Source organism: Pseudomonas pohangensis (assembly GCF_900105995.1).
GTDB lineage: Bacteria > Pseudomonadota > Gammaproteobacteria > Pseudomonadales > Pseudomonadaceae > Aquipseudomonas > Aquipseudomonas pohangensis.
This window is the reverse complement of record NZ_LT629785.1, coordinates 1,831,739-1,850,142: the sequence shown is the minus strand read 5'-3', so window position 1 is coordinate 1,850,142 and position 18,404 is coordinate 1,831,739. Positions and strand designations below refer to the sequence as shown.

Annotated in this window: 18 protein-coding genes; 12 read left to right on the top strand and 6 right to left on the bottom strand. The window is 60.9% G+C overall.

The window, feature by feature from the left end; all coding sequences use genetic code 11:
* Positions 1-60 precede the first annotated feature (60 nt).
* The gene (locus BLT89_RS08680; protein ID WP_157718829.1) at positions 61-951 is read right to left on the bottom strand and encodes a helix-turn-helix domain-containing protein; all 891 of its coding nucleotides are present in this window, start codon (positions 949-951) and stop codon (positions 61-63) included.
* 153 nt (positions 952-1,104) lie between these two features.
* On the opposite strand from BLT89_RS08680, the gene BLT89_RS08675 reads away from it, so the two are divergent.
* Both BLT89_RS08675 and BLT89_RS08670 read left to right on the top strand, forming a co-directional pair.
* Positions 1,105-2,082, top strand: coding sequence for an NmrA family NAD(P)-binding protein (locus BLT89_RS08675; RefSeq protein WP_090194257.1), 978 nt, complete (start codon positions 1,105-1,107; stop codon positions 2,080-2,082).
* 81 nt (positions 2,083-2,163) lie between these two features.
* Positions 2,164-2,352, top strand: coding sequence for a ribbon-helix-helix protein, CopG family (locus BLT89_RS08670; RefSeq protein WP_090194255.1), 189 nt, complete (start codon positions 2,164-2,166; stop codon positions 2,350-2,352).
* Positions 2,353-2,367: 15 nt separating this feature from the next.
* On the opposite strand, the gene BLT89_RS08665 is transcribed toward BLT89_RS08670, so the two are convergent.
* On the bottom strand, positions 2,368-4,053 hold the full coding sequence (locus BLT89_RS08665) for a SulP family inorganic anion transporter (RefSeq protein WP_090194253.1): 1,686 nt from the start codon (positions 4,051-4,053) through the stop codon (positions 2,368-2,370).
* A gap of 141 nt (positions 4,054-4,194) precedes the next feature.
* Here BLT89_RS08665 and BLT89_RS08660 point away from each other — a divergent pair, with 141 nt between their 5' ends.
* The 4 genes from BLT89_RS08660 to BLT89_RS08645 all read left to right on the top strand — a co-directional run bounded on the left by BLT89_RS08660 (position 4,195) and on the right by BLT89_RS08645 (position 7,867).
* A complete protein-coding gene (locus tag BLT89_RS08660) occupies positions 4,195-4,425 on the top strand; it encodes a hypothetical protein (protein WP_090194252.1) in 231 nt (76 codons plus the stop codon).
* Positions 4,426-4,461: 36 nt separating this feature from the next.
* Positions 4,462-4,764, top strand: a complete 303-nt coding sequence (locus BLT89_RS17635; protein ID WP_157718828.1) for a hypothetical protein — start codon at positions 4,462-4,464, stop codon at positions 4,762-4,764.
* 44 nt (positions 4,765-4,808) lie between these two features.
* Complete coding sequence (locus BLT89_RS08650) at positions 4,809-6,017, top strand: winged helix-turn-helix domain-containing protein (protein WP_090194246.1); 1,209 nt, start codon at positions 4,809-4,811, stop codon at positions 6,015-6,017.
* A gap of 377 nt (positions 6,018-6,394) precedes the next feature.
* The gene (locus BLT89_RS08645; protein WP_090194245.1) at positions 6,395-7,867 is read left to right on the top strand and encodes a DUF1254 domain-containing protein; all 1,473 of its coding nucleotides are present in this window, start codon (positions 6,395-6,397) and stop codon (positions 7,865-7,867) included.
* 182 nt (positions 7,868-8,049) lie between these two features.
* Here BLT89_RS08645 and BLT89_RS08640 read toward each other — a convergent pair whose 3' ends face one another.
* The 4 genes from BLT89_RS08640 to BLT89_RS08625 form a co-directional block, all read right to left on the bottom strand.
* On the bottom strand, positions 8,050-8,451 hold the full coding sequence (locus BLT89_RS08640) for a hypothetical protein (protein WP_090194243.1): 402 nt from the start codon (positions 8,449-8,451) through the stop codon (positions 8,050-8,052).
* A 59-nt stretch (positions 8,452-8,510) separates the two neighbouring features.
* Positions 8,511-8,894, bottom strand: a complete 384-nt coding sequence (locus BLT89_RS08635; RefSeq protein WP_090194241.1) for a DUF3597 domain-containing protein — start codon at positions 8,892-8,894, stop codon at positions 8,511-8,513.
* A gap of 403 nt (positions 8,895-9,297) precedes the next feature.
* The gene (locus BLT89_RS08630) at positions 9,298-9,669 is read right to left on the bottom strand and encodes a glutaredoxin family protein (RefSeq protein WP_090194239.1); all 372 of its coding nucleotides are present in this window, start codon (positions 9,667-9,669) and stop codon (positions 9,298-9,300) included.
* A gap of 145 nt (positions 9,670-9,814) precedes the next feature.
* The gene (locus tag BLT89_RS08625) at positions 9,815-11,161 is read right to left on the bottom strand and encodes a class II 3-deoxy-7-phosphoheptulonate synthase (protein WP_090194237.1); all 1,347 of its coding nucleotides are present in this window, start codon (positions 11,159-11,161) and stop codon (positions 9,815-9,817) included.
* A gap of 217 nt (positions 11,162-11,378) precedes the next feature.
* Between BLT89_RS08625 and BLT89_RS08620 the strand changes: the two genes are divergently transcribed.
* The 6 genes from BLT89_RS08620 (at position 11,379) to BLT89_RS08595 (ending at position 18,161) form a co-directional block, all read left to right on the top strand.
* Entirely contained in the window at positions 11,379-12,158 is a 780-nt protein-coding gene (locus BLT89_RS08620) for an SDR family oxidoreductase (RefSeq protein ID WP_090194236.1), read from the top strand.
* Between the two features lie 2 nt (positions 12,159-12,160).
* Positions 12,161-13,243, top strand: a complete 1,083-nt coding sequence (locus BLT89_RS08615) for a phosphotransferase (protein ID WP_090194234.1) — start codon at positions 12,161-12,163, stop codon at positions 13,241-13,243.
* Positions 13,243-14,460, top strand: a complete 1,218-nt coding sequence (locus BLT89_RS08610) for an acyl-CoA dehydrogenase family protein (protein WP_090194232.1) — start codon at positions 13,243-13,245, stop codon at positions 14,458-14,460. Before BLT89_RS08615 ends, BLT89_RS08610 begins: the two co-directional genes overlap by 1 nt.
* A 384-nt stretch (positions 14,461-14,844) precedes the next feature.
* Complete coding sequence (locus BLT89_RS08605; RefSeq protein WP_090194230.1) at positions 14,845-15,627, top strand: IclR family transcriptional regulator; 783 nt, start codon at positions 14,845-14,847, stop codon at positions 15,625-15,627.
* 183 nt (positions 15,628-15,810) lie between these two features.
* A complete protein-coding gene (locus BLT89_RS08600) occupies positions 15,811-16,602 on the top strand; it encodes an enoyl-CoA hydratase/isomerase family protein (RefSeq protein ID WP_090194228.1) in 792 nt (263 codons plus the stop codon).
* Positions 16,603-16,607: 5 nt separating this feature from the next.
* Complete coding sequence (locus BLT89_RS08595) at positions 16,608-18,161, top strand: long-chain-fatty-acid--CoA ligase (RefSeq protein WP_090194226.1); 1,554 nt, start codon at positions 16,608-16,610, stop codon at positions 18,159-18,161.
* Positions 18,162-18,404 lie beyond the last annotated feature (243 nt).

Below are 18,404 nucleotides of genomic sequence, written 5' to 3'. Positions count from 1 at the left end.
TGTTTGTCTGCCGGGTTGTCAGTATCTGCCATCGTCTATGCAGGCTGGCTGATGTGCCGCTCAGGGTTTGCTGGTTGGCTCGACAGCCGCCCGTGTTATTGCGGCGCGGAAGCGTCCCGGCGTGGTGCCGTGCATGCTGCGAAAGCTGGCGGTCAGGTGACTCTGGGAACTGAAGCCGCAGCTCTGGGCGATGCGGCTGATCGGCCAGCTCGATTGCGTGAGCAGCTTGCGCGCCCTTTCGATGCGCTGGGCCAGCACGTAGCGATGGGGGGTTGTGCCGATGGCCTCCTGAAAGATTTCGCGAAAATAGGCAGTGCTTACACCGGAGAGGGCGGCGAGCGTTTCCAGTGACAGCGCTTCCTGCAAATTGCCGTGGATATGATTGAGCGCCGCTTGCAGGCGGGCGTAATGGGCATGCCGTGGATTGATCACGCCGGTGTCCGGTGTGGTCAGCGCGCGGAAAGTCCGCTCCACCAGCAAGTGCGCCATCCTGCCGAGGAACGGCTCATCGGCGCCGGCACCTTTCTGCAGCTCGTCGACAATGCCGTGGGCCAGCGTACCGACCAGCGCATCGCTGAAGGTAAGCTGCGCGGTGTGCTTGCGCAGGAACCCGCTGAGGTGCTGCAGCAATGGCTCGGTGCCGCCAAGGATATAAAAAAGGGCGAAGTCGACGGTGCTCGAGTAGTGCCAGTGGGTTTCCACCCCCGGCGGGATCAGGCCGGACTGGGTCGGCAGGTAGCGATGCATGGCCTGCTCGAAATTGCCCTCATTGATGGCATTGCCGCCAAACTGGGTACACAGGACCGGCAAAGCCCCTCCGGAAACACTGCACTCGACCGACTGGAACAGGTAACGCTCGACATAGAGCGTTACCGGCCCTTCGATCAGGCCTTCGACAATCGGCGCTGTGCCAATTTCGTTGCGCACCTTTTTCCAGTCCAGATGGTGCATCGCATTGCTCCGTGAACCGCATTTTTTGATAAATATACCCGCACTTTCGGAAAGCCCCGGCGGTTTTTTTGAACCAGTATTGGTTCCGTCTGCCGGGCACGGCAACTGCCAGGCCCATTGTTCTTTGCGAGTCATTACAGCGGGGAAATCCTCATGAGCAAGAAAACCGTTACCGTCTATGGTGCGACCGGTTCTGCCGGCGTTGCCTGCGTCAATGAATTCATCCGCCAGGGCTTGTTCAACGTCCGGGTGCTGGCGCGCCAGTCAGGCCAGACCGAGCGTTCCTCCTCAGGGCTGACCAAGAGCGAGGCGCAGAAACAGGCACAGTACGCCGAGTGGGAAGCCCTGGGCGTGACCATCCAGCACGTCGATGTGACCATTGCCGAGGCACTGGTACCGGCGCTGCGCGGCACGGATTACGTGGTTTCCTGCGTGCCGCTGTTTGCCACCGAGTCGCAGTACCCGCTGATCTGGGCAGCCAAGGAAGCCGGGGTGGAACGCTTCGTGCCGTCTGAGTTCGGCGCGATCTACGAGTTCGAGCAGTTCTCGCAGACCGATACCACCCACCGCCTGATGGCACGGCAGAAAGCCTTTATCCGGCGCCTGATCGAAATGACCGGGATGGACTACACCATCATTCCCGCCGGCGCCTGGATCGAGTACTACATGCTCGAACCGGTGATGGTCATGGGCGATCCCGACACCCCGATTGCCTGGTCTACCGGTGCCGATGTGGGGCGGATCATTCCCCATGTACTGGCCCATCCGGCATCGCGCAACGCCATCTGCCCGGTTGCCGCCACCGCCTGGTGCTCCTGGAACGAATTGCTGCAGGTGCGCGAGCAGGTCCTGGGTCGCCAGGTCGCGCGTCAACAGCTGAGTGCCGAACAATGGCGGGCCGCCTATGCCCAGCAAGGTTCGGGCGCGATCCAGACCCTGTTGGCCATTGGCGTGGCGATTGCCGATACACCGGCTGGCATGTCCCTGTTCGGCAACTGGAACAAGACCTTCATTCCCGAGTTCAAGGGAACCCCGCTTGATGAGCTGTTTATCAACACCGTCGAGCCCTTTGTCGCCGCCATGCGCGAAGGCCTGATTGCTTCAGGGGAGTTGCCGGCAGACGTCAGCTAGCCGCTGCGCATGCGGTGACAGCCCGGACCGGGGGGCTTACAATTTGATTAACATCAAGCAACTCAAGTGAGCGGGTAACCCATGGAAAACAAAACGGCGCGACTCACCGTTCTCATTGATCCGACCAAGAAGAAAGCTTTCGAGGAACTTTGCGCCGCGCAGGATATAACGCCATCACAGGTTGTTCGCCAGTTGATCAGGGACTATCTGGAAAGCCACGGCGCCACCTATGCCACCAAGCCGGCACTGACCTCGAACAACAAGTCCTGAGGTCAGTGCCGGTCTTCAGTCAGTGCTGCTTCCGGCGCGCTGGCTGTTCGCTGGCGTTGCATCCTGCACACCCAGGGAAGCCAGTGCTGCATGGAAGTCGGCATGATAATTTTCTGCACCGATCTCTTGCAGAATCCCCACTTTATAGAGCTTGCCCAGCACCTTTTTATTTGCTTCGCAGAGCTTCACTACAACCTGGCGTTTATGTAACTGCCTGATCACCTCTTGCAGGGTTTGCAGCCCGGTAATGTCCATAAAGGGCACGCGCTTCAGGCGAATCAGCAACATCTGCGGATCGCTGTGGGTTTGTGCCAGAACACGCTCGAAGGTTTCTGCCGCGCCGAAGAACAAAGGGCCTTCAATGGTGAATACCAGAACTCCGGCAGGCAGGTGCGTGTGGCCTGTATTGCGCAGTTCGCCCTCCAGTTCCGACTCGGCAACCTGCTGCACCTCGACCGAGGCGGCCATGCGCCGCATGAACTGCAGCATGGCCAGAATCACGCCGATATTCACCGCGATGGCCAGATCGCTGAAAACGGTCAAGCCGAAGGTAATCAGCAGGATGGCCACATCGGCACGCGGAGCGCGCCGTATCATCTGCCTGAAGTGCTTGAGTTCGCTCATGTTGTAGGCAACGACAAACAGAATGGCCGACAGCGCGCACAGGGGAATGTTCGAGGCCAGAGGGGCCAGAAACAGGATGATCAGCAGCAGCGTCAGCGAATGCATGACACCAGCCAGCGGGCTGGTGCCGCCGTTGCGGTAATTGGTGGCCGTCCGTGCGATGGCGCCGGTGGCGGCAAAGCCACCAAATAATGGTGTGAGCAGATTCGCTATGCCCTGGCCGATCAACTCCTGATTGGAATCGTGTTTGGTGTCGGCCATGCCGTCCACCACCACCGCAGAAAGCAGCGACTCGATGGCACCCAGCATCGCGATGGCAAACGCCGGACCAATCAATTCGATAACCCGGGCCAGGGTTACTTCGGGTAATCCCGGTGTTGGCAGCCCACGGGGTATGCCACCGAATGCACTGCCGATGGTGGCCACGCCGCTGAATTGAAAGACCGACTGGAGCAGGGTGACGATAACCATGGCTACCAGCGGTCCGGGTATGCGCTTTAACCAGGTAATCCTGGGGGTGCCAATAACCAGCACCAGGCTCAGTACCGCCATGAGTGTGGTGGCTACGTGCAGCTGCGGAAGTGCCTGCAGCAAGTGCCAGAATTTTTCATGGAAATGCAGTCCATGGATCGCGGGCAAGCCGAAGAAGTCATGCCATTGACCAACCCAGATCAGCACCCCGATACCGGCGGTGAATCCAACGATCACCGGGTCGGGGATGAACTTGATGATCGCTCCCAGTCGCGATACGCCGAGTAGAAGCAGGATGCCGCCGGCCATCATGGTGGCGATTTGCAGGCCATCGATGCCGTAGTTCGCCGTCACGCCGGCAAGAATCACGACAAACGCGCCGGTCGGCCCGGCAATCTGCAACCGGCTGCCACCAAAGAGTGAAACCACCAGCGCCGCGATTATCGCGGTGTAGATGCCTTGCTCGGGTTTGGCCCCAGATGCGATAGCAAATGCCATTGCCAGTGGCAACGCCACCACCCCGACAACCGTGCCGGATACCAGATTGCCCAACCAGTTGGCGCGACCCAGTAAACCGGCCTTGTACGCTTCACGTATCGCAATCATGGCTGACTCACCTGTGACTATGTGTGCATTATATTAACATGGCGTTATAATAAAAGTTGACCCGCATTGGAGCTTTCAGGTTGCAGAGGATTCGTTTGCCAGAACAGCTCTGCCGCCCATCCCGAACCATGGTGTAGTGAAATGAAACGTGAAGTTGTAAAAGCCAGGCACGCCGAAGGTGCGCACTTTGATACGCATGTGATCGCAAACCCGGCAAACGTTAAACAGTGGATTGTGTTCTTCAAAAAGCAGGAAGGACGAAGCTACTTTCTGGTTGACGAGAATGAGGAAATTGAGTCCTTCGCACACCTGGACGACCTGATTGACGAGCTGAAGGAGCTCGGTATCAAGAGAGCCAGCATCCATTGCTAGGGCCTTGCTGACGGGCGCGCCGCGCTATCTGCCCGCTTGCGGCCACCATCTGCTGTTTCTGGATGCGAGGTCGAATACCGACAGCTGACAACCGAACAATGGCGAGCTGCTGATGCCCGGCAAGGTCCGGGCGCGATCCAGACCCTGCTGGCAATTGGTGTGGCGATTGCCGATACTCCGGCAGGCCTGTTCTTGTTCGGCAACTGGAACAAGACCTTCATTCACGAGTTCAAGGGAACCCCGCTCGATGAGCTTTTGAGCAACACCGTCGAGCCCTTTGTCGCCGCCATGCGCGAAGGCCTGATTGCTTCAGGGGAGTTGCCGGCAGACGCTAACTAGCCGTTGCCTGAGTGCTTCAGTGCCGGCGTTATCCTGAGCACGCTATGCCGTTGAGTCTTTCACAGTCTGAAGCGCGCCATCTGGCGCTCGCAGCCCAGGGCTTTACCACGGGGAGCGGGGCGCCCAAGCCGGCGACGGTGAAGAAGCTGATCGCGCGTCTGGGTGTGTTGCAGATCGATTCGGTGAATGCACTGGTGCGCGCGCACTACCTGCCGCTGTTTTCGCGTCTGGGTGATTACCCGATGGACTGGCTGGACCAGCAGGCCTGGAGCAGCGGTCGCCAGCGCAGCCTGTTCGAATACTGGGGCCACGAAGCGTCGCTGCTACCGATGCAGCTCTATCCGTTGTTGCGCTGGCGGATGCGCCGCGCTGCAGCCGGGCAGGGCATCTACCGCCAGCTGGCCGAATTTGGCCGCGCCCAGCAACCGCTGATCCGCCGGGTATTGCAGACCGTCCGCGAGGAGGGCGCGCTGGGTGCCGGCAGTCTGGGCAAGCGCCCGCAAAAAGCCGGACCCTGGTGGGACTGGAGCGCGGAAAAGCATGCGCTGGAATGGCTGTTTGCTGCTGGTGCAGTGACGGTGGCCGGCCGCCGTGGGTTCGAGCGCCTGTATGACCTGCCGGAGCGGGTATTTCCAGCTGCGATCCTCGATCAGCCCGAGCTGGATGAGGCCGAGGCGCAGCGCCAGTTGCTGTTGCATGCTGCGACAGCACTGGGCGTGGCAACGGAAAAAGACCTGCGCGACTACTTTCGTCTGGATCTGGCAGATACCCGCCAGCGTCTGGCCGAGCTGGCCGAGGCCGGAGAATTGCAACCAGTGCAGGTAGAAGGCTGGCGCCAGCCAGGCTGGTGTCGCGGTGAGCCACGCCTGCCGCGCGGGCTGAAGCCCAGCGCGCTGTTGTCACCCTTTGATTCGCTGATCTGGGCCCGTGAGCGCACCGAACGGCTGTTCGACTTCCGCTACCGGCTGGAGATCTACACCCCGGCGCATAAAAGGGTGTACGGCTACTACGTGTTGCCGTTCTTGTTTGAAGGGCAACTGCTGGGGCGGGTTGATCTGCGCGCGGAACGGGCCAACGGGCTTCTGGCGGTTCATGCAGTGCATGAAGAGGCTGCCGGCATGAGCGAGGCGGCATTCACCGAGCTGGCTGCGCAACTACGCCAACTGGCCAATTGGCTCGGTCTGGAAAAGGTCCAGCTCAACTGCCAGCGGCCGGAATCACAGCGGCTGCGAGCCGCTGGCTTGGGGTCGTAGTTACCGGATCCCGCTGACGGCTGCTGTTGCCCAGCGTACTCAGCGCTATCCCGCCACCTGAATGTTCTGCCCGCCAGCGATAGCAAAGTGCCAGACGCAGACGCTCATATTTTTCTTCGCTGGTAGGGCCGATTCATTCATAGGCCGGGAACCGCTATCGTTCCGGGGGTAGCCCACAGCAATCGGTCGTCTGTCGCCCCCAGATCTGGCTAGCGACTCAAACGTGCCAGGCGGCCATTAAAAAAATGCAGATAAGCAGAAAATTCAGCAGCTTTTCTGAATGGCTTTCGATTACAGGAGCTAGTCTCACGCAAACGGCATTTCATCAGCGTCATTGCACTGTTGGTTTACGCCAACTCCCACGGAGTACCCCAAATATGAGACCTGTACGTTTTCACCGGTTGTTGGTTGCCTCACTTGCATGTGCGGCACTTCTCGGCGGCACGCAGTCATACGCGCAGGTCACCGAGCCACTGGGTGGCCAGCCCGCTCCTGGCTCCAGGCCTTCGGTCAGTAATCTCGATGCTCAAGTCGCTTACCAGCGCGCGTTCGAGGCGGTGATCTGGGCGACGCCTGCGGTCGCCATCTACCGTTTGCGCATGGGCGCGTTCGAACACCTCGGCATCTCCGACAATGGCATCCTCGCCTATTCGAATACGTGCAAACCGAACTGTGAATTTCTTACCGCGAATGCCAACACTCCTTACGTCGGAGCCTATACAGATCTGCGCAAAGGGCCCGTGGTGCTGGAGGTGCCCGCCAAGACCGATAAGGGTGTGCTATACGGCCAGATCGTCGATGCCTGGCAGGCCTCGGTTGCCGATGTAGGCCCATTGGGGGCCGACAAGGGCGCAGGCGGTAAGTACCTGCTGGTTCCGCCCGGCTATAAGGAAGCAATTCCTGACGGTTATCTGGTTGTCCACTCACCGGGCTACCGCATTGCCTTTGCATTCCGCTCGGTCAAACTGGCAGGTGCAAGCAACGCCGATGCCTTCGACTATGCGCAAAAGCTCAGGATGTATTACCTCAGCGAGGCGGCCAATCCTCCGCCGCAAAAATTTGTCGATCCTAGCGATATGCGCTATCCGAGCTTGCCGTTCTACGATGCGCGCTACTTCCAGGATATCTACGACATCGTCAGCGTTGAACCCGTACAGGCACGCGACAAGGTCATGATGGGCATGCTCGCTTCGATCGGCATCGAGCCCGGTAAGCCCTACGCGCCAACGCCTGCTGTCAAAGCGGCAATGGACAAGGCGGTAGTCGATGCCTATTTCTATATGCAGCAACAGACCTATGCCCGCGCGCAAAGTAAACCGTTCTGGCCGAACCGGCACTGGTCGAGCTTGATCATCCCGGGTCCGGATCATGGTTTCAGTTTCGTCACCGACACCACTCTTTTGCTTGATGAGCGCGGCGTGCAGTTTTTCCTGGGCACCTATTACCCCAAGATTTATGACCAGCAGCATGCGGCGAACATCTACCTGGCGCCGTTTGCCGATAAAGACGGTGCACCGCTGGAAGCAGGCAAAAACTATCGCATGCATGTGCCGGCGGACATGCCGGTAGCGCAATTCTGGTCTCTTACGATTTACGACCAGGCGACCTGGGCCTTTATCTATTCGCCGGAAATGCGGCCGAGCATTTCGTCATTCGAAACTGCGAAACTGAAGATGAACAAGGATGGCAGTGTCGATCTCTACTTCGGCCCGAAAGCGCCTGCAGGGTTGGAAAGCAACTGGTTGCCAACGCAGGGCAAGCGGCCCTATCCGACCATGCGTTACTACGCAGCGAAACCCACGCTCTGGGACAAGAGTTTTGTGATGCCGGACGTTGAACTGTTGCCCTGAAGCATCACCGGCGCGGCTTGCGCTCGCGCCAGTGGAGCTGGTGGATGACGCTTACTTGTCTGCCAGCTCTGCAACTGACCGGAGGCGATGGGTTGCTTGCTGCCCTGGCGGGATTGCTTCGTAGAGTGCACGGGGCGTTTCCCGCAGGGGATTAGCCGGTTGCGGCTGATTGCGTGTTCTTTTCAGATATCGCGAAACAGGTCGTTGGCATCCAGCAGCCGGTGCACGATCTCCGGGCGCTGCTCCAGACTTTTGCGCACGGCTGCGGGTATCGACTGGCGAATCTTGCGACAGAGTCCGGGGCGTTCCTCGACCTGAATGCCGATGCCGCGCAGGCTGCGTACTTCGCTGGTCTTCGGCGCGACTTCGAGGCGGATGCCGAGCTGCTCGTAGAGTCGCTGCTGCAGATGTTCCAGGTCTGCAAGGTTCTGGATATTTTCCAGACGCTCCAGCAGGCGTTTCTCTTCCATCAGGGTCAGGCGCAGGCTGCGCAGGTCGGCGTTGGGCGAGTCGAGCAGCTCATCGCGCCCGCAGATGCAGGTGCCGGGCGGGCAGGGGTTGCGAACGGGGTGGGTAATAGTCATGGGGCCAGTGCCAGGCCTGAAGCTGAAAAGGGGCGTAGCGAATCTACGCCCCTGCGCTATTACAGCAGGTCAGCCGGAATATTGCCGCCGTTGGCGGCCAGCTTCTGCAGTACGGTTTTGTGCAGCCACATGTTCATCTGCGCCGAGTCGGCCATCTTCTCGGCCGGGCAGCCCAGTTCGGTCGCCAGTTCCTTGCGCGCGCCGAGGCTGCTGTCCAGCCCGAGCAGCTTCATCAGGTCGACGATGGAGACTTTCCAGTTGAGTTTTTCCGCATTGGCCTTGGCCAGCGCTTCGAGTTGGGCAACCACATCCACTTGGCTGATGGCGGTTACTTCGGGTGCGACTGCGGCAGGCGCTGCTGCGGGTGCTGCCGCTTGCTCGGCAGCCTCGACCTTGTCGCTGCCAAAGCCCAGTTTGGCCAGAATGTTACTGAACATTCCCATGGTCATTCCTCTTGTTGATGTGGGGAGCCTTGGATACTGCGGGAAGACTTGCTCGTTGGGCAAGGACTTGAATGGTTTCCGGAAGCTCGCGGGCTGGGGCGTTGGCGCTAGCAAAGAGTGCAGGTTAACAGTGTGGCCCTGTGGGAGCGCCGCCTCCGGCGCGAGCTTTTGCGCTGCTTGAACGGCATTTCGCGGCGAGTCGCCGCTCCTACAGTTTTGCTCGTTGGGCAAGGACTTGAATGGTTTCCGGAAGCTTGCGGGCTGGGGCGTTGGTACTAGCAAAGAGTGCAGGCTACCAGTGTGGCCCTGTGGGAGGGCCGCCCCCGGCGCGAGCTTTTGCGCTGCTTGAACGGCATTTCGCGGCGAGTCGGCGCTCCTACAGTTTTGCTTGGTTCGGCGCCGCTCAGGCTGCGGCGAAGCGCTGGTCGAGGTAGGCGATGATCGCCTTGGATTCGTACAGCCAGGTGCTCTGGCCGTTCTCTTCGATACGCAGGCACGGTACCTTGATCTTGCCGCCTTGCTGTTCCAGGTCTTTGCGGGCCTGGGCGTCATTCTTGGCATCACGCAGCGCCACCGGCACATTCAGGCGATGCAGGGTGCGCCGGGTTTTCACACAGAACGGGCAGGCGTGGAACTGGTACAGCGCCAGATTGCCGGCCTGTTGGGTGACTGCGGCCTGGGCCTCGGCGGAGCGCTTGAGTTTGCGCGGGCGGGTGATGAAGTCGATAAAGATGATCAGCTGACCGAGGATGTTTCTGAGCAGTTTGATAAGCATAAGGCAAGCCTGTGTGGGTAATGAATTTGGTTTGATGGTTCCCACGCACTGCGTGGGGATGCCGTCTCGGGAGTTATGCGCTTGTGGGACGCAGAGCTTCCCGGGATCGGTTCCCACGCTGGAGCGTGGGAACCATCAGGTATGGTTAACGCTTGGCTTCTTTCAACGTCTCGGCAATCAGGAAGGCCAGTTCCAGTGACTGGTCGGCGTTCAGCCGCGGGTCGCAGTGGGTGTGGTAGCGGTCGGCCAGGCCGGCTTCGCTGATCGGGCGGGCGCCGCCGATGCATTCGGTGACGTTCTGCCCGGTCATCTCGATGTGGATGCCGCCGGCGTAGGTGCCTTCGGCTTTATGCACCTGGAAGAACTCGCGTACCTCGGCGAGGATCTGCGCGAAGTCGCGGGTCTTGTAGCCGCTGGAGGCCTTGATGGTGTTGCCGTGCATCGGATCGGAGCTCCACAGCACCTTGCGTCCTTCGCGCTCGACGGTCTGCACCAGGCGTGGCAGATGATCACCGACCTTGCCGGCGCCCATGCGCACGATCAGGTTGAGGCGGCCCGGGTCGTTGTCCGGGTTGAGGATGTCGAGCAGGCGAATCAGGTCTTCGCTACTGGTGGTCGGGCCGACCTTGACGCCGATCGGGTTACCCACGCCGCGCAGGAATTCCACATGGGCGCCGTCCGGCTGACGGGTGCGGTCGCCGATCCACAGCATGTGCGCCGAGCAGTCATAGAAACCGCCGGTCAGACTGTCCTGCCTGACGAAGGCCTGTTCGTAGTTCAGCAGCAGCGCTTCGTGGGCGGTGAAGAAGCTCGCCTCGCGCAATTGCGGTGCGCTGTCCAGTCCACAGGCGCGCATGAACGCCAGGGTTTCGTCGATGCGATCAGCCAGCTGGCTGTAGCGCTCGGCGATGGCCGAGCTGGCGATGAAGTCGAGGTTCCACTGGTGTACCTGATGCAGGTCGGCAAAGCCGCCGCTGGCAAACGCGCGCAGCAGATTAAGGCTGGCGGTGGACTGGTGGTAGGCCTGCAACAGACGCTCGGGATCGGGCACGCGGCTTTGGCCGTCGAAGCCGATGCCGTTGACGATGTCGCCACGGTAGGAGGGCAGGGTCACATCGCCGATGGTCTCGTCGCCGGCCGAGCGCGGTTTGGCGAACTGGCCGGCCATGCGCCCGACTTTCACCACCGGGCAACCGGCCGCGAAGGTCATGACGATGGCCATCTGCAGCAGCACCTTGAAGGTGTCGCGAATCTTGAAGGTGGAGAACTCGGCAAAGCTCTCGGCACAGTCACCCCCCTGCAGCAGGAAGGCGCGGCCTTCACTGACTTCGGCGAACTGCCTGCGCAACTCGCGCGCCTCGCCGGCAAACACCAGCGGCGGGAAGCCGGCCAGAGTCTGCTCGACCCGTTGCAGGCGGGCGGAATCAGGGTATTCGGGTTGCTGCTGAACCGGCTTGGTTCTCCAGCTTTCGGGACTCCAGGATTGCGACATCAGGGTTCTCGGCTATAGGTAAACGGACAGGCGCGCATGTTACCCGATCAGGCCGCTGCGCAGGAGGCATGGCCCTGATAGAGCCTTTTTATGGTGTGCGCCTGCAGCTCGTTTGACCGGCGGTCTTTTACAGGGGGCGAAGTTTCACGGTAGGATGTTTCGCTAATCAAAATTAAATTCCGCACAGCGGAACCAATAGCCAGACGAGGGCAAAGTTATGAAAACCCAGCAACTGTTTGATCTGACCGGCAAGGTCGCAGTCATCACCGGTGGTTCGCGTGGTATCGGCCTGCAGATGGCCGAGGCGCTGGGTGAGCAGGGTGCCAGCATTGCCCTGTCGGCACGCAAGCAACACGAACTGGATGCGGCGCAGGCGCACTTTGACAAGTTGGGTATTCCCTGTTTCACCGTACAAAACGACCTTTCCGACTTCGCCAGCATCCCGGCTCTGGCAGACAGCATCCTCGGTCACTACGGCAAGGTCGATATCCTGGTCAATAACGCCGGCTGCAGCTGGGGTGCACCGGCCGAGGATATGACGGACGAGGCCTGGCACAAGGTGATGGATCTGGACATCAATGCGCAGTTCTTCCTCAGCCGCGAGTTGGGCAAGCGCAGCATGATCCCCAACGGTGGCGGCAAGATCATCAATATTGCCTCCATCGCTGGCCTGGGCGGCAATCCGCCGGGTTGGGGTATGGGCACCATCGGCTACAACACCGCCAAGGGCGCCATGGTCAATTTCACCAAGGCATTGGCGGCGGAGTGGGGCAAATACAACATCCAGGTCAATGCGATCTGCCCGGGCTTCTTCCTCACCAAAATCTCCGCCGGCTTGCTGGATAAAATCGAGCAGCAATACATCGCCCTCAATCCGGCTGGTCGCCTGGGCAACGAGGATGACCTCAAGGGCATCGCGTTGCTGCTGGCCTCGCAGGCCTCCGACTACATCACCGGCCAGGCCATCGCCGTTGATGGCGGCTGCACGGCGGTATAACCATGACCGATACCACCCAGGCAAATCCGGGCGCCAAGCTGGTCGGCGTGGTGCATGAATTCGATGTCGCAGGGCTGGCCGGCTGGATGTCCGAACATCTGCCGGATTTCAGCGGTACGGCGAGTTCCTTGACGGTCGAGCAGTTCCAGGGCGGCCAATCCAACCCCACTTACCGGGTCAGCTGTGCTGACGGCAAGTGCTACATCCTGCGGCGCAAGCCGCCGGGCAAACTGCTGCCGTCGGCGCATGCCATCGACCGCGAATACCGGCTGATGCTGGCCCTGAGCGGCAGCGCTGTGCCGGTGCCGAAGATGTACGGCTTGTGTGATGACCCCGAGGTGATCGGTACGGCGTTCTACCTGATGGAATACATCAGCGGCCGCATCCTCTGGGACCCGGCACTGCCGGGCATGTCGCTGGCCGAGCGCAAGGCGCATTACGCTGAAATCAACCGGGTAATCGCCGCGTTGCACAGTGTCGATTACCAGGCCGTGGGCCTCGGTGATTTTGGCAAAAGCGGTCAGTTCGTCGAGCGTCAGGTAGCCCGCTGGGCCAAGAACTATCAGGCGGCCAGCGAGGCACCACGTATTCCGGCCATGGATCAACTGATCGAATGGCTGCCCAAACACCTGCCGCCGGGCGACGAAACCAGCATCGCCCACGGCGACTTCCGGCTGGACAATCTGATGTGGCATCCGACAGAGCCACGGGTGCTGGCGGTACTTGATTGGGAGCTGTCGACCCTCGGCCATCCGTTGTCCGATTTCGCCTATCTGATGATGGCCTGGCGCCTGCCGGCCGATGTGTTTCGCGGCATGGGCGGTGAGGATTTCACCGCGCTGGGCATTCCCACCGAGGCCGAATTCATTGCCGATTACTGCCGGCGCACCAACCGGGAAAATATTCCCGGTTACGAGTACTACCTGATTTTCAACATGTTCCGTATCGCCGCGATTCTGCATGGGGTCTGGTTGCGTGGCCTGCAGGGCAACGCCTCGAGTGACAACGCACTGATCATGGGCCGCAAGGCCGGACAAATCGCCGATATGGCCTGGGCATTTGCCCGCCAGCAAGGAGACAACTGATGGATTTTGATTACTCGCCAAAGGTGCAGGATCTGCAAGCGCGGCTGACGGCCTTCATGGAAGAGCACATCTATCCGGCCGAAGCGGTCTATCACGCGGAAGTCGAAGCCAACCGCAAGGCCGGCAATGCCTGGGTGGCGACCAATATCATGGAGCAGCTCAAGGTCAAGGCGCGGGCGGCCGGGCTGTGGAACCTGTTCCTGCCGGAATCCGAACGCGGTGCCGGTCTGAGCAATCTGGAATACGCACCGCTGTGCGAAATCATGGGCCGCTCGTGGATTGCCCCCGAGGCGTTCAACTGCAACGCGCCGGATACCGGCAACATGGAAGTGTTCGAGCGCTACGGCAGCGAAGCACAGAAAGAACAGTGGCTCAAGCCGCTGCTGGCCGGCGAGATCCGTTCGGCTTTCGCCATGACCGAGCCGGATGTGGCGTCCTCCGATGCCACCAATATCCAGGCCGAAATCGTTCGCGATGGCGACGAGTACGTGATCAATGGCAAGAAGTGGTGGACTACCGGCGCCCCGGACCCGCGCTGCAAGATCCTGATCTTCATGGGTAAGACCGATCCGACTAATCCGAACCGGCACCAGCAGCAGTCGATGATCCTGATTCCGCTGGATACCCCCGGCGTGACCATGACGCGCTTCCTGCCGGTGTTCGGTTATGACGATGCACCGCATGGTCACGGTGAATTCACCTTTGAAAACGTGCGGGTGCCGGTGAGCAATATCCTGCTCGGTGAAGGGCGTGGCTTCGAGATTGCCCAGGGCCGGCTTGGCCCGGGACGCATTCACCACTGCATGCGGCTGATCGGCATGGCCGAGCGTGCGCTGGAAGCCATGTGCAAGCGCAGCCTCAGTCGGGTGGCTTTCGGCAAACCGGTTGCCGAGCAGGGCGTGACCCGCGAGCGGATTGCCGAGGCGCGCATCCTGATCGACCAGGCGCGGCTGCTGACCCTGAATGCGGCGTTCAAGATGGACACCGTGGGCAACAAGGTTGCGGCCAAGGAAATCGCCATGATCAAGGTGGCTGCGCCGAACATGGCGCTGCAAGTGCTCGACTGGGCGATCCAGGTGCACGGTGCGGCCGGTATTTCCGATGACTTCAATCTGGCCTTCCACTACGCCCAGGCCCGCACCCTGCGCTTTGCCGACGGCCCGGATGAAGTACATCGCAATGCCATCGCCAAGCAGGAACTGGCGCGTTACCAGTAAAGGTCAGGGTTGCCGGCGGTAGGCTGGGCTTGGTTGATGGTTCCCACGCTCCGGCGTGGGTACGATCATTCACCATGTGGGAGCGGCGCCCTCGCCGCGATACGGGCTTTCTGGCAACAGCAAGAGCTCGCGCCGGGGCGGCTCTCCCACGAAAAGCAGAATCCGCCGGGTGCTTCTGAGCTTTACCGGGCGGCAGGGTTGACGCTGACGCGTCGAGGGCTGCGTTCCCACGCGGGAGCGTGGGAACGATCAATTCACCATGTGGGAGCGGCGCCCTCGCCGCGATACGGGCTTTCTGGCAACAGCAAGAGCTCGCGCCGGGGCGGGGCTCCCTCGAAAAGCAGATCCGTTGATCCACCTGTCGAGTCTTGTGATGGAAAAACCATGAGCGAAGCTGAAACCGATCGCCAGTTCGTCACCGCCTTGTCTCGCGGGCTGGAGCTGTTGCGCGCTTTTCGGCGTGGCGAGCGTTACCTGGGCAATGGCGAGTTCGCCAGCCGCACCGGTTTGCCCAAGGCCACGGTCAACCGGCTGACCTACACCCTGACCCGGCTGGGCTACCTGGAGTATCAGGCCGAGCTGGGCAAGTACTGCCTGGGTGCCGGGGTGCTGGCCCTGGGTTATGCCTACCTGTCGGGGCTGTCGATCCGTGATGCGGCGCGCCCGCTGCTGGCGCAACTGGCTGCCGAAACCGAATCCAGTGTGGTGCTCGGTGCGCGCGAGCAATTGCATATGGTCTGTCTGGAAATCAGCCAGGGTCATCCGCTGTTCCGCCTTAATCTGGATCTCGGCGTGCGTGTACCGCACGGTCTGACCGCGCTGGGCCGTGCGCATCTGTGCGGACTCGACGCCGCTCCGCGCAACGCGTGGATGCAGCGTTATGGCGCCGAGAGTGAAGCAGCCAGCTGGCCGGAAACCGAGGCGAGCATTCTGCAAGCGGTCAGTGACTATCAGCAGCACGGCTTCTGTTACTCGCTGGGCCGCTGGAATCCCGAGGTCTATGCAGTGGGTGTGCCGCTGGTGGCAGCCGATGGTTCCGGCACCCTGGCACTGAGTCTGTCCGGGCCGGTCTTCAACATGACTGAAGCGCGCCTGCTGGGCGAACTGGGGCCGCGCCTATTGAATCTGCGCGATCGTCTGCAAAGCAGCTTCGGCAACGGCCTTTAACCATGCTTCGTAGTGCTGGCGGGTCGCCAGTCCGTGCGTTTGCCGCAACAGCTAACGACTGTATAACCAGCTGTAGCCTGGGCTTCAGCCCAGCAAAGCTTATCCATCATCGGAGTCTGGCAGCGCAGCCGGCTGCAGTTGTGCTTTGCTCAATGGGTACAACCTCAATGCCAAGGAGTCCCGATGAACAAACCCGGTCCCCTGCGTCTCGAACGTGACGGTGCGGTACTGATCCTGAGCAACACCGATGCACCGTGGAACCGCATGAGTTTTGCCTATATGGATGCGCTGGAGCAGGCGGTGCAGCAAGCTGCTGCCGACCCGGACGTGCGCGTGCTGCTGTTCACCAGCGATGGTCTGGACAATTTCTCGGTGGGCATGGACCTCAAGCAACTGGTGCGTGAGGGTGCTGACCGTGGTGGTTTCGAGGCGATTCTCGATCAGCGCCGGCGCGTTCTGGGCATGATCGAGGCGCTGGACAAACCATCCATTGCTACGCTTTACGGTAACTGTCTGGGTGGAGGTCTGGAGTTGCCGCTGGCCTGTCATTTCCGCCTGGCAGCGGAGCAGGGCGCGCAGATCGGTCTGCCCGAACTGGAGCTGGGTACGGTGCCGGCCTGGGGTGGTTCGGTGCGGCTGACTCGCTGCATCGGGCGTGAGCGTGCGCTGGAGATGATTCTGCGCGCACGCAAGATTGATGGCCCGGAGGCATTGCGCATCGGCCTGGTGCAATGGCTGCATCCCCTGGCGGAACTCAAGGCTGCTGCCCTGGCACTTGCCCATGAGCTGGCGGAAAAACCGCCGATTGCGGTAGCCGGTGTGTTGCGCAGCGTAGTCGGGGCTGGCGACCTGCCGCTGGAAGCCGCTCTGGATGCCGAGCGTGAAGCGGTGCGCCGCTGTTTTGCCAGCCGCGATCAGGCAGAAGGGATGGCGGCCTTTATGGAAAAACGCAAAGCAAACTTTAACGGGAGCTGAAAACCATGTACCTGACGCAAGCCTTGCACCGCAATCTGCAGAGCAGCCCGGAACAGGTGATGACCATCTGCGGCGGACGTCAGTTCAGCGTGCGCCAGTTTGTCGAGCGTGTCTCGCGTCTGGCCGCTGCCTTGCGCCAGCTGGGAGTCGGCAGTGGCGACCGGGTAGCCATGCTCAGCCTGAACTCCGACCGTTATATGGAATACCTGAATGGCGTGCCCTGGGCCGATGCCGTGCTCAATCCGTGCAATAGCCGCTGGACTGTCAGGGAAATTGCCTACGCGCTGAATGATTCGGAAACCGTGATCCTGCTGGTCGATGACCACTTCAAGAATATGGGCCAGGCCTTGCTCGAGCAGGTGCCGTGCCTGCAGCAGCTGATCTATACCGGCGACGAGGAAACCCCGGCGGGCATGCTCGATTACGAAGCGCTGCTGGCCGGCGCAGAACCGGTCGAGGATGCCCGGCGAGGTGGCGAGTCCCTGCTCGGCATCTTCTATACCGGCGGTACCACCGGCTTTCCCAAGGGTGTGATGATCAGCCACAACGCCTTTTGCAGCAGCCAGCTGGCCGCGCTGGGTACGCTGAACGAGCAGGGCACCATGCTGCGCTCGGCACCGATGTTTCATATGGCTGATCTGGCGTTTGGCTATATAGCGACGCTGAAGTGCACCACCCATGTGATCCTGCCGGCGTTTCAGCCGAAACACGCGCTGGAAGCCATCGAGCAGTATCAGGTGGATTCGATGTTGCTGGTGCCGACCATGATCCAGCTGCTGGTGTACCACCCAGATGTGCGCAAACACGACATCAGCTCGCTGAAAATCCTGATCTACGGTGCTTCACCGATACAGGAGCAGGTGCTGCTGGATGTGCTCAGGCTACTACCGGACCTGCAGCTGTATCAGGCCTACGGGCAGACCGAAATGGCGCCCATCGTCAGTCTGCTGGGGCCGGCGCAACACGGTGCCGAGGGCGCGGCAAAAGGCTTGCTGCGTTCCTGTGGCAGGCCTACGGCGGTGGTCGAGGTGAAGATTGTCGATGCCGGGGGGCAGCAAGTGCCCTGCGGTACGGTCGGTGAAATCGCCGTGCGTGGTGCAAACATGATGCAGGGCTACTGGAAACAGCCGGAACTGACCCGCGCAGCGATCAGCGCCGACGGCTGGCTGCACACCGGTGACGGGGCACGGATGGATGAGAACGGGTTCATCTACATCGTCGACCGGGTCAAGGACATGATCGTCACCGGCGGTGAGAACGTGTTCTCGGTCGAAGTGGAGAATGCCCTGGCCAGCCATGCCGAGGTGGCCATGTGCGCGGTGATCGGCATACCCAGCGCGGAGTGGGGCGAAGCGGTGCATGCGGTAGTGGTGCGCAAGCCCGATTGCACGCCGGATGCAGAGGTACTGATCGCCCATTGCCGGGAACGTATCGCCGGTTACAAATGCCCCAAGAGCATCGAGTTCATCGACGCCCTGCCGTTGTCCGGCGCCGGCAAAGTATTGAAAACCGCCTTGCGCGAACCCCATTGGCGCGGCAGGACGCGACAGGTTGGCTGAGGCGTTGCGGGCCCGGAGTAGGGTGGGCGTAGGATTGACGTAGGATTGACGTAGGATTGACGTAGGGTGGGCGTAGGGTGGGCTTCAGCCCACCACCCCCAGATGCCACTTTCGGTGGGCTGAAGCCCACCCTACGGTCAACTGCTCAAACAATTTTCCGGAGCATCGGGAATGGACGGTCTGCTGCAATTCTCCTGTGCGGGTGCTGTGGCCACGCTGCTGATGGACGATGGCAAGGCCGAT

What these genes read in the sequence shown, in the direction of transcription:
- BLT89_RS08625 (WP_090194237.1), bottom strand. Translation starts at nt 11,161, where the DNA reads ATGTCGCAATCCTGGAGTCCCGAAAGCTGGAGAACCAAGCCGGTTCAG.
- BLT89_RS08665 (WP_090194253.1), bottom strand. Translation starts at nt 4,053, where the DNA reads ATGATTGCGATACGTGAAGCGTACAAGGCCGGTTTACTGGGTCGCGCC.
- BLT89_RS08660 (WP_090194252.1), top strand. Translation starts at nt 4,195, where the DNA reads ATGAAACGTGAAGTTGTAAAAGCCAGGCACGCCGAAGGTGCGCACTTT.
- BLT89_RS08610 (WP_090194232.1), top strand. Translation starts at nt 13,243, where the DNA reads ATGGATTTTGATTACTCGCCAAAGGTGCAGGATCTGCAAGCGCGGCTG.
- BLT89_RS08640 (WP_090194243.1), bottom strand. Translation starts at nt 8,451, where the DNA reads ATGACTATTACCCACCCCGTTCGCAACCCCTGCCCGCCCGGCACCTGC.
- BLT89_RS08645 (WP_090194245.1), top strand. Translation starts at nt 6,395, where the DNA reads ATGAGACCTGTACGTTTTCACCGGTTGTTGGTTGCCTCACTTGCATGT.
- BLT89_RS08650 (WP_090194246.1), top strand. Translation starts at nt 4,809, where the DNA reads ATGCCGTTGAGTCTTTCACAGTCTGAAGCGCGCCATCTGGCGCTCGCA.
- BLT89_RS08600 (WP_090194228.1), top strand. Translation starts at nt 15,811, where the DNA reads ATGAACAAACCCGGTCCCCTGCGTCTCGAACGTGACGGTGCGGTACTG.
- BLT89_RS08620 (WP_090194236.1), top strand. Translation starts at nt 11,379, where the DNA reads ATGAAAACCCAGCAACTGTTTGATCTGACCGGCAAGGTCGCAGTCATC.
- BLT89_RS08605 (WP_090194230.1), top strand. Translation starts at nt 14,845, where the DNA reads ATGAGCGAAGCTGAAACCGATCGCCAGTTCGTCACCGCCTTGTCTCGC.
- BLT89_RS08675 (WP_090194257.1), top strand. Translation starts at nt 1,105, where the DNA reads ATGAGCAAGAAAACCGTTACCGTCTATGGTGCGACCGGTTCTGCCGGC.
- BLT89_RS08670 (WP_090194255.1), top strand. Translation starts at nt 2,164, where the DNA reads ATGGAAAACAAAACGGCGCGACTCACCGTTCTCATTGATCCGACCAAG.
- BLT89_RS08635 (WP_090194241.1), bottom strand. Translation starts at nt 8,894, where the DNA reads ATGGGAATGTTCAGTAACATTCTGGCCAAACTGGGCTTTGGCAGCGAC.
- BLT89_RS08630 (WP_090194239.1), bottom strand. Translation starts at nt 9,669, where the DNA reads ATGCTTATCAAACTGCTCAGAAACATCCTCGGTCAGCTGATCATCTTT.
- BLT89_RS08680 (WP_157718829.1), bottom strand. Translation starts at nt 951, where the DNA reads ATGCACCATCTGGACTGGAAAAAGGTGCGCAACGAAATTGGCACAGCG.
- BLT89_RS08595 (WP_090194226.1), top strand. Translation starts at nt 16,608, where the DNA reads ATGTACCTGACGCAAGCCTTGCACCGCAATCTGCAGAGCAGCCCGGAA.
- BLT89_RS08615 (WP_090194234.1), top strand. Translation starts at nt 12,161, where the DNA reads ATGACCGATACCACCCAGGCAAATCCGGGCGCCAAGCTGGTCGGCGTG.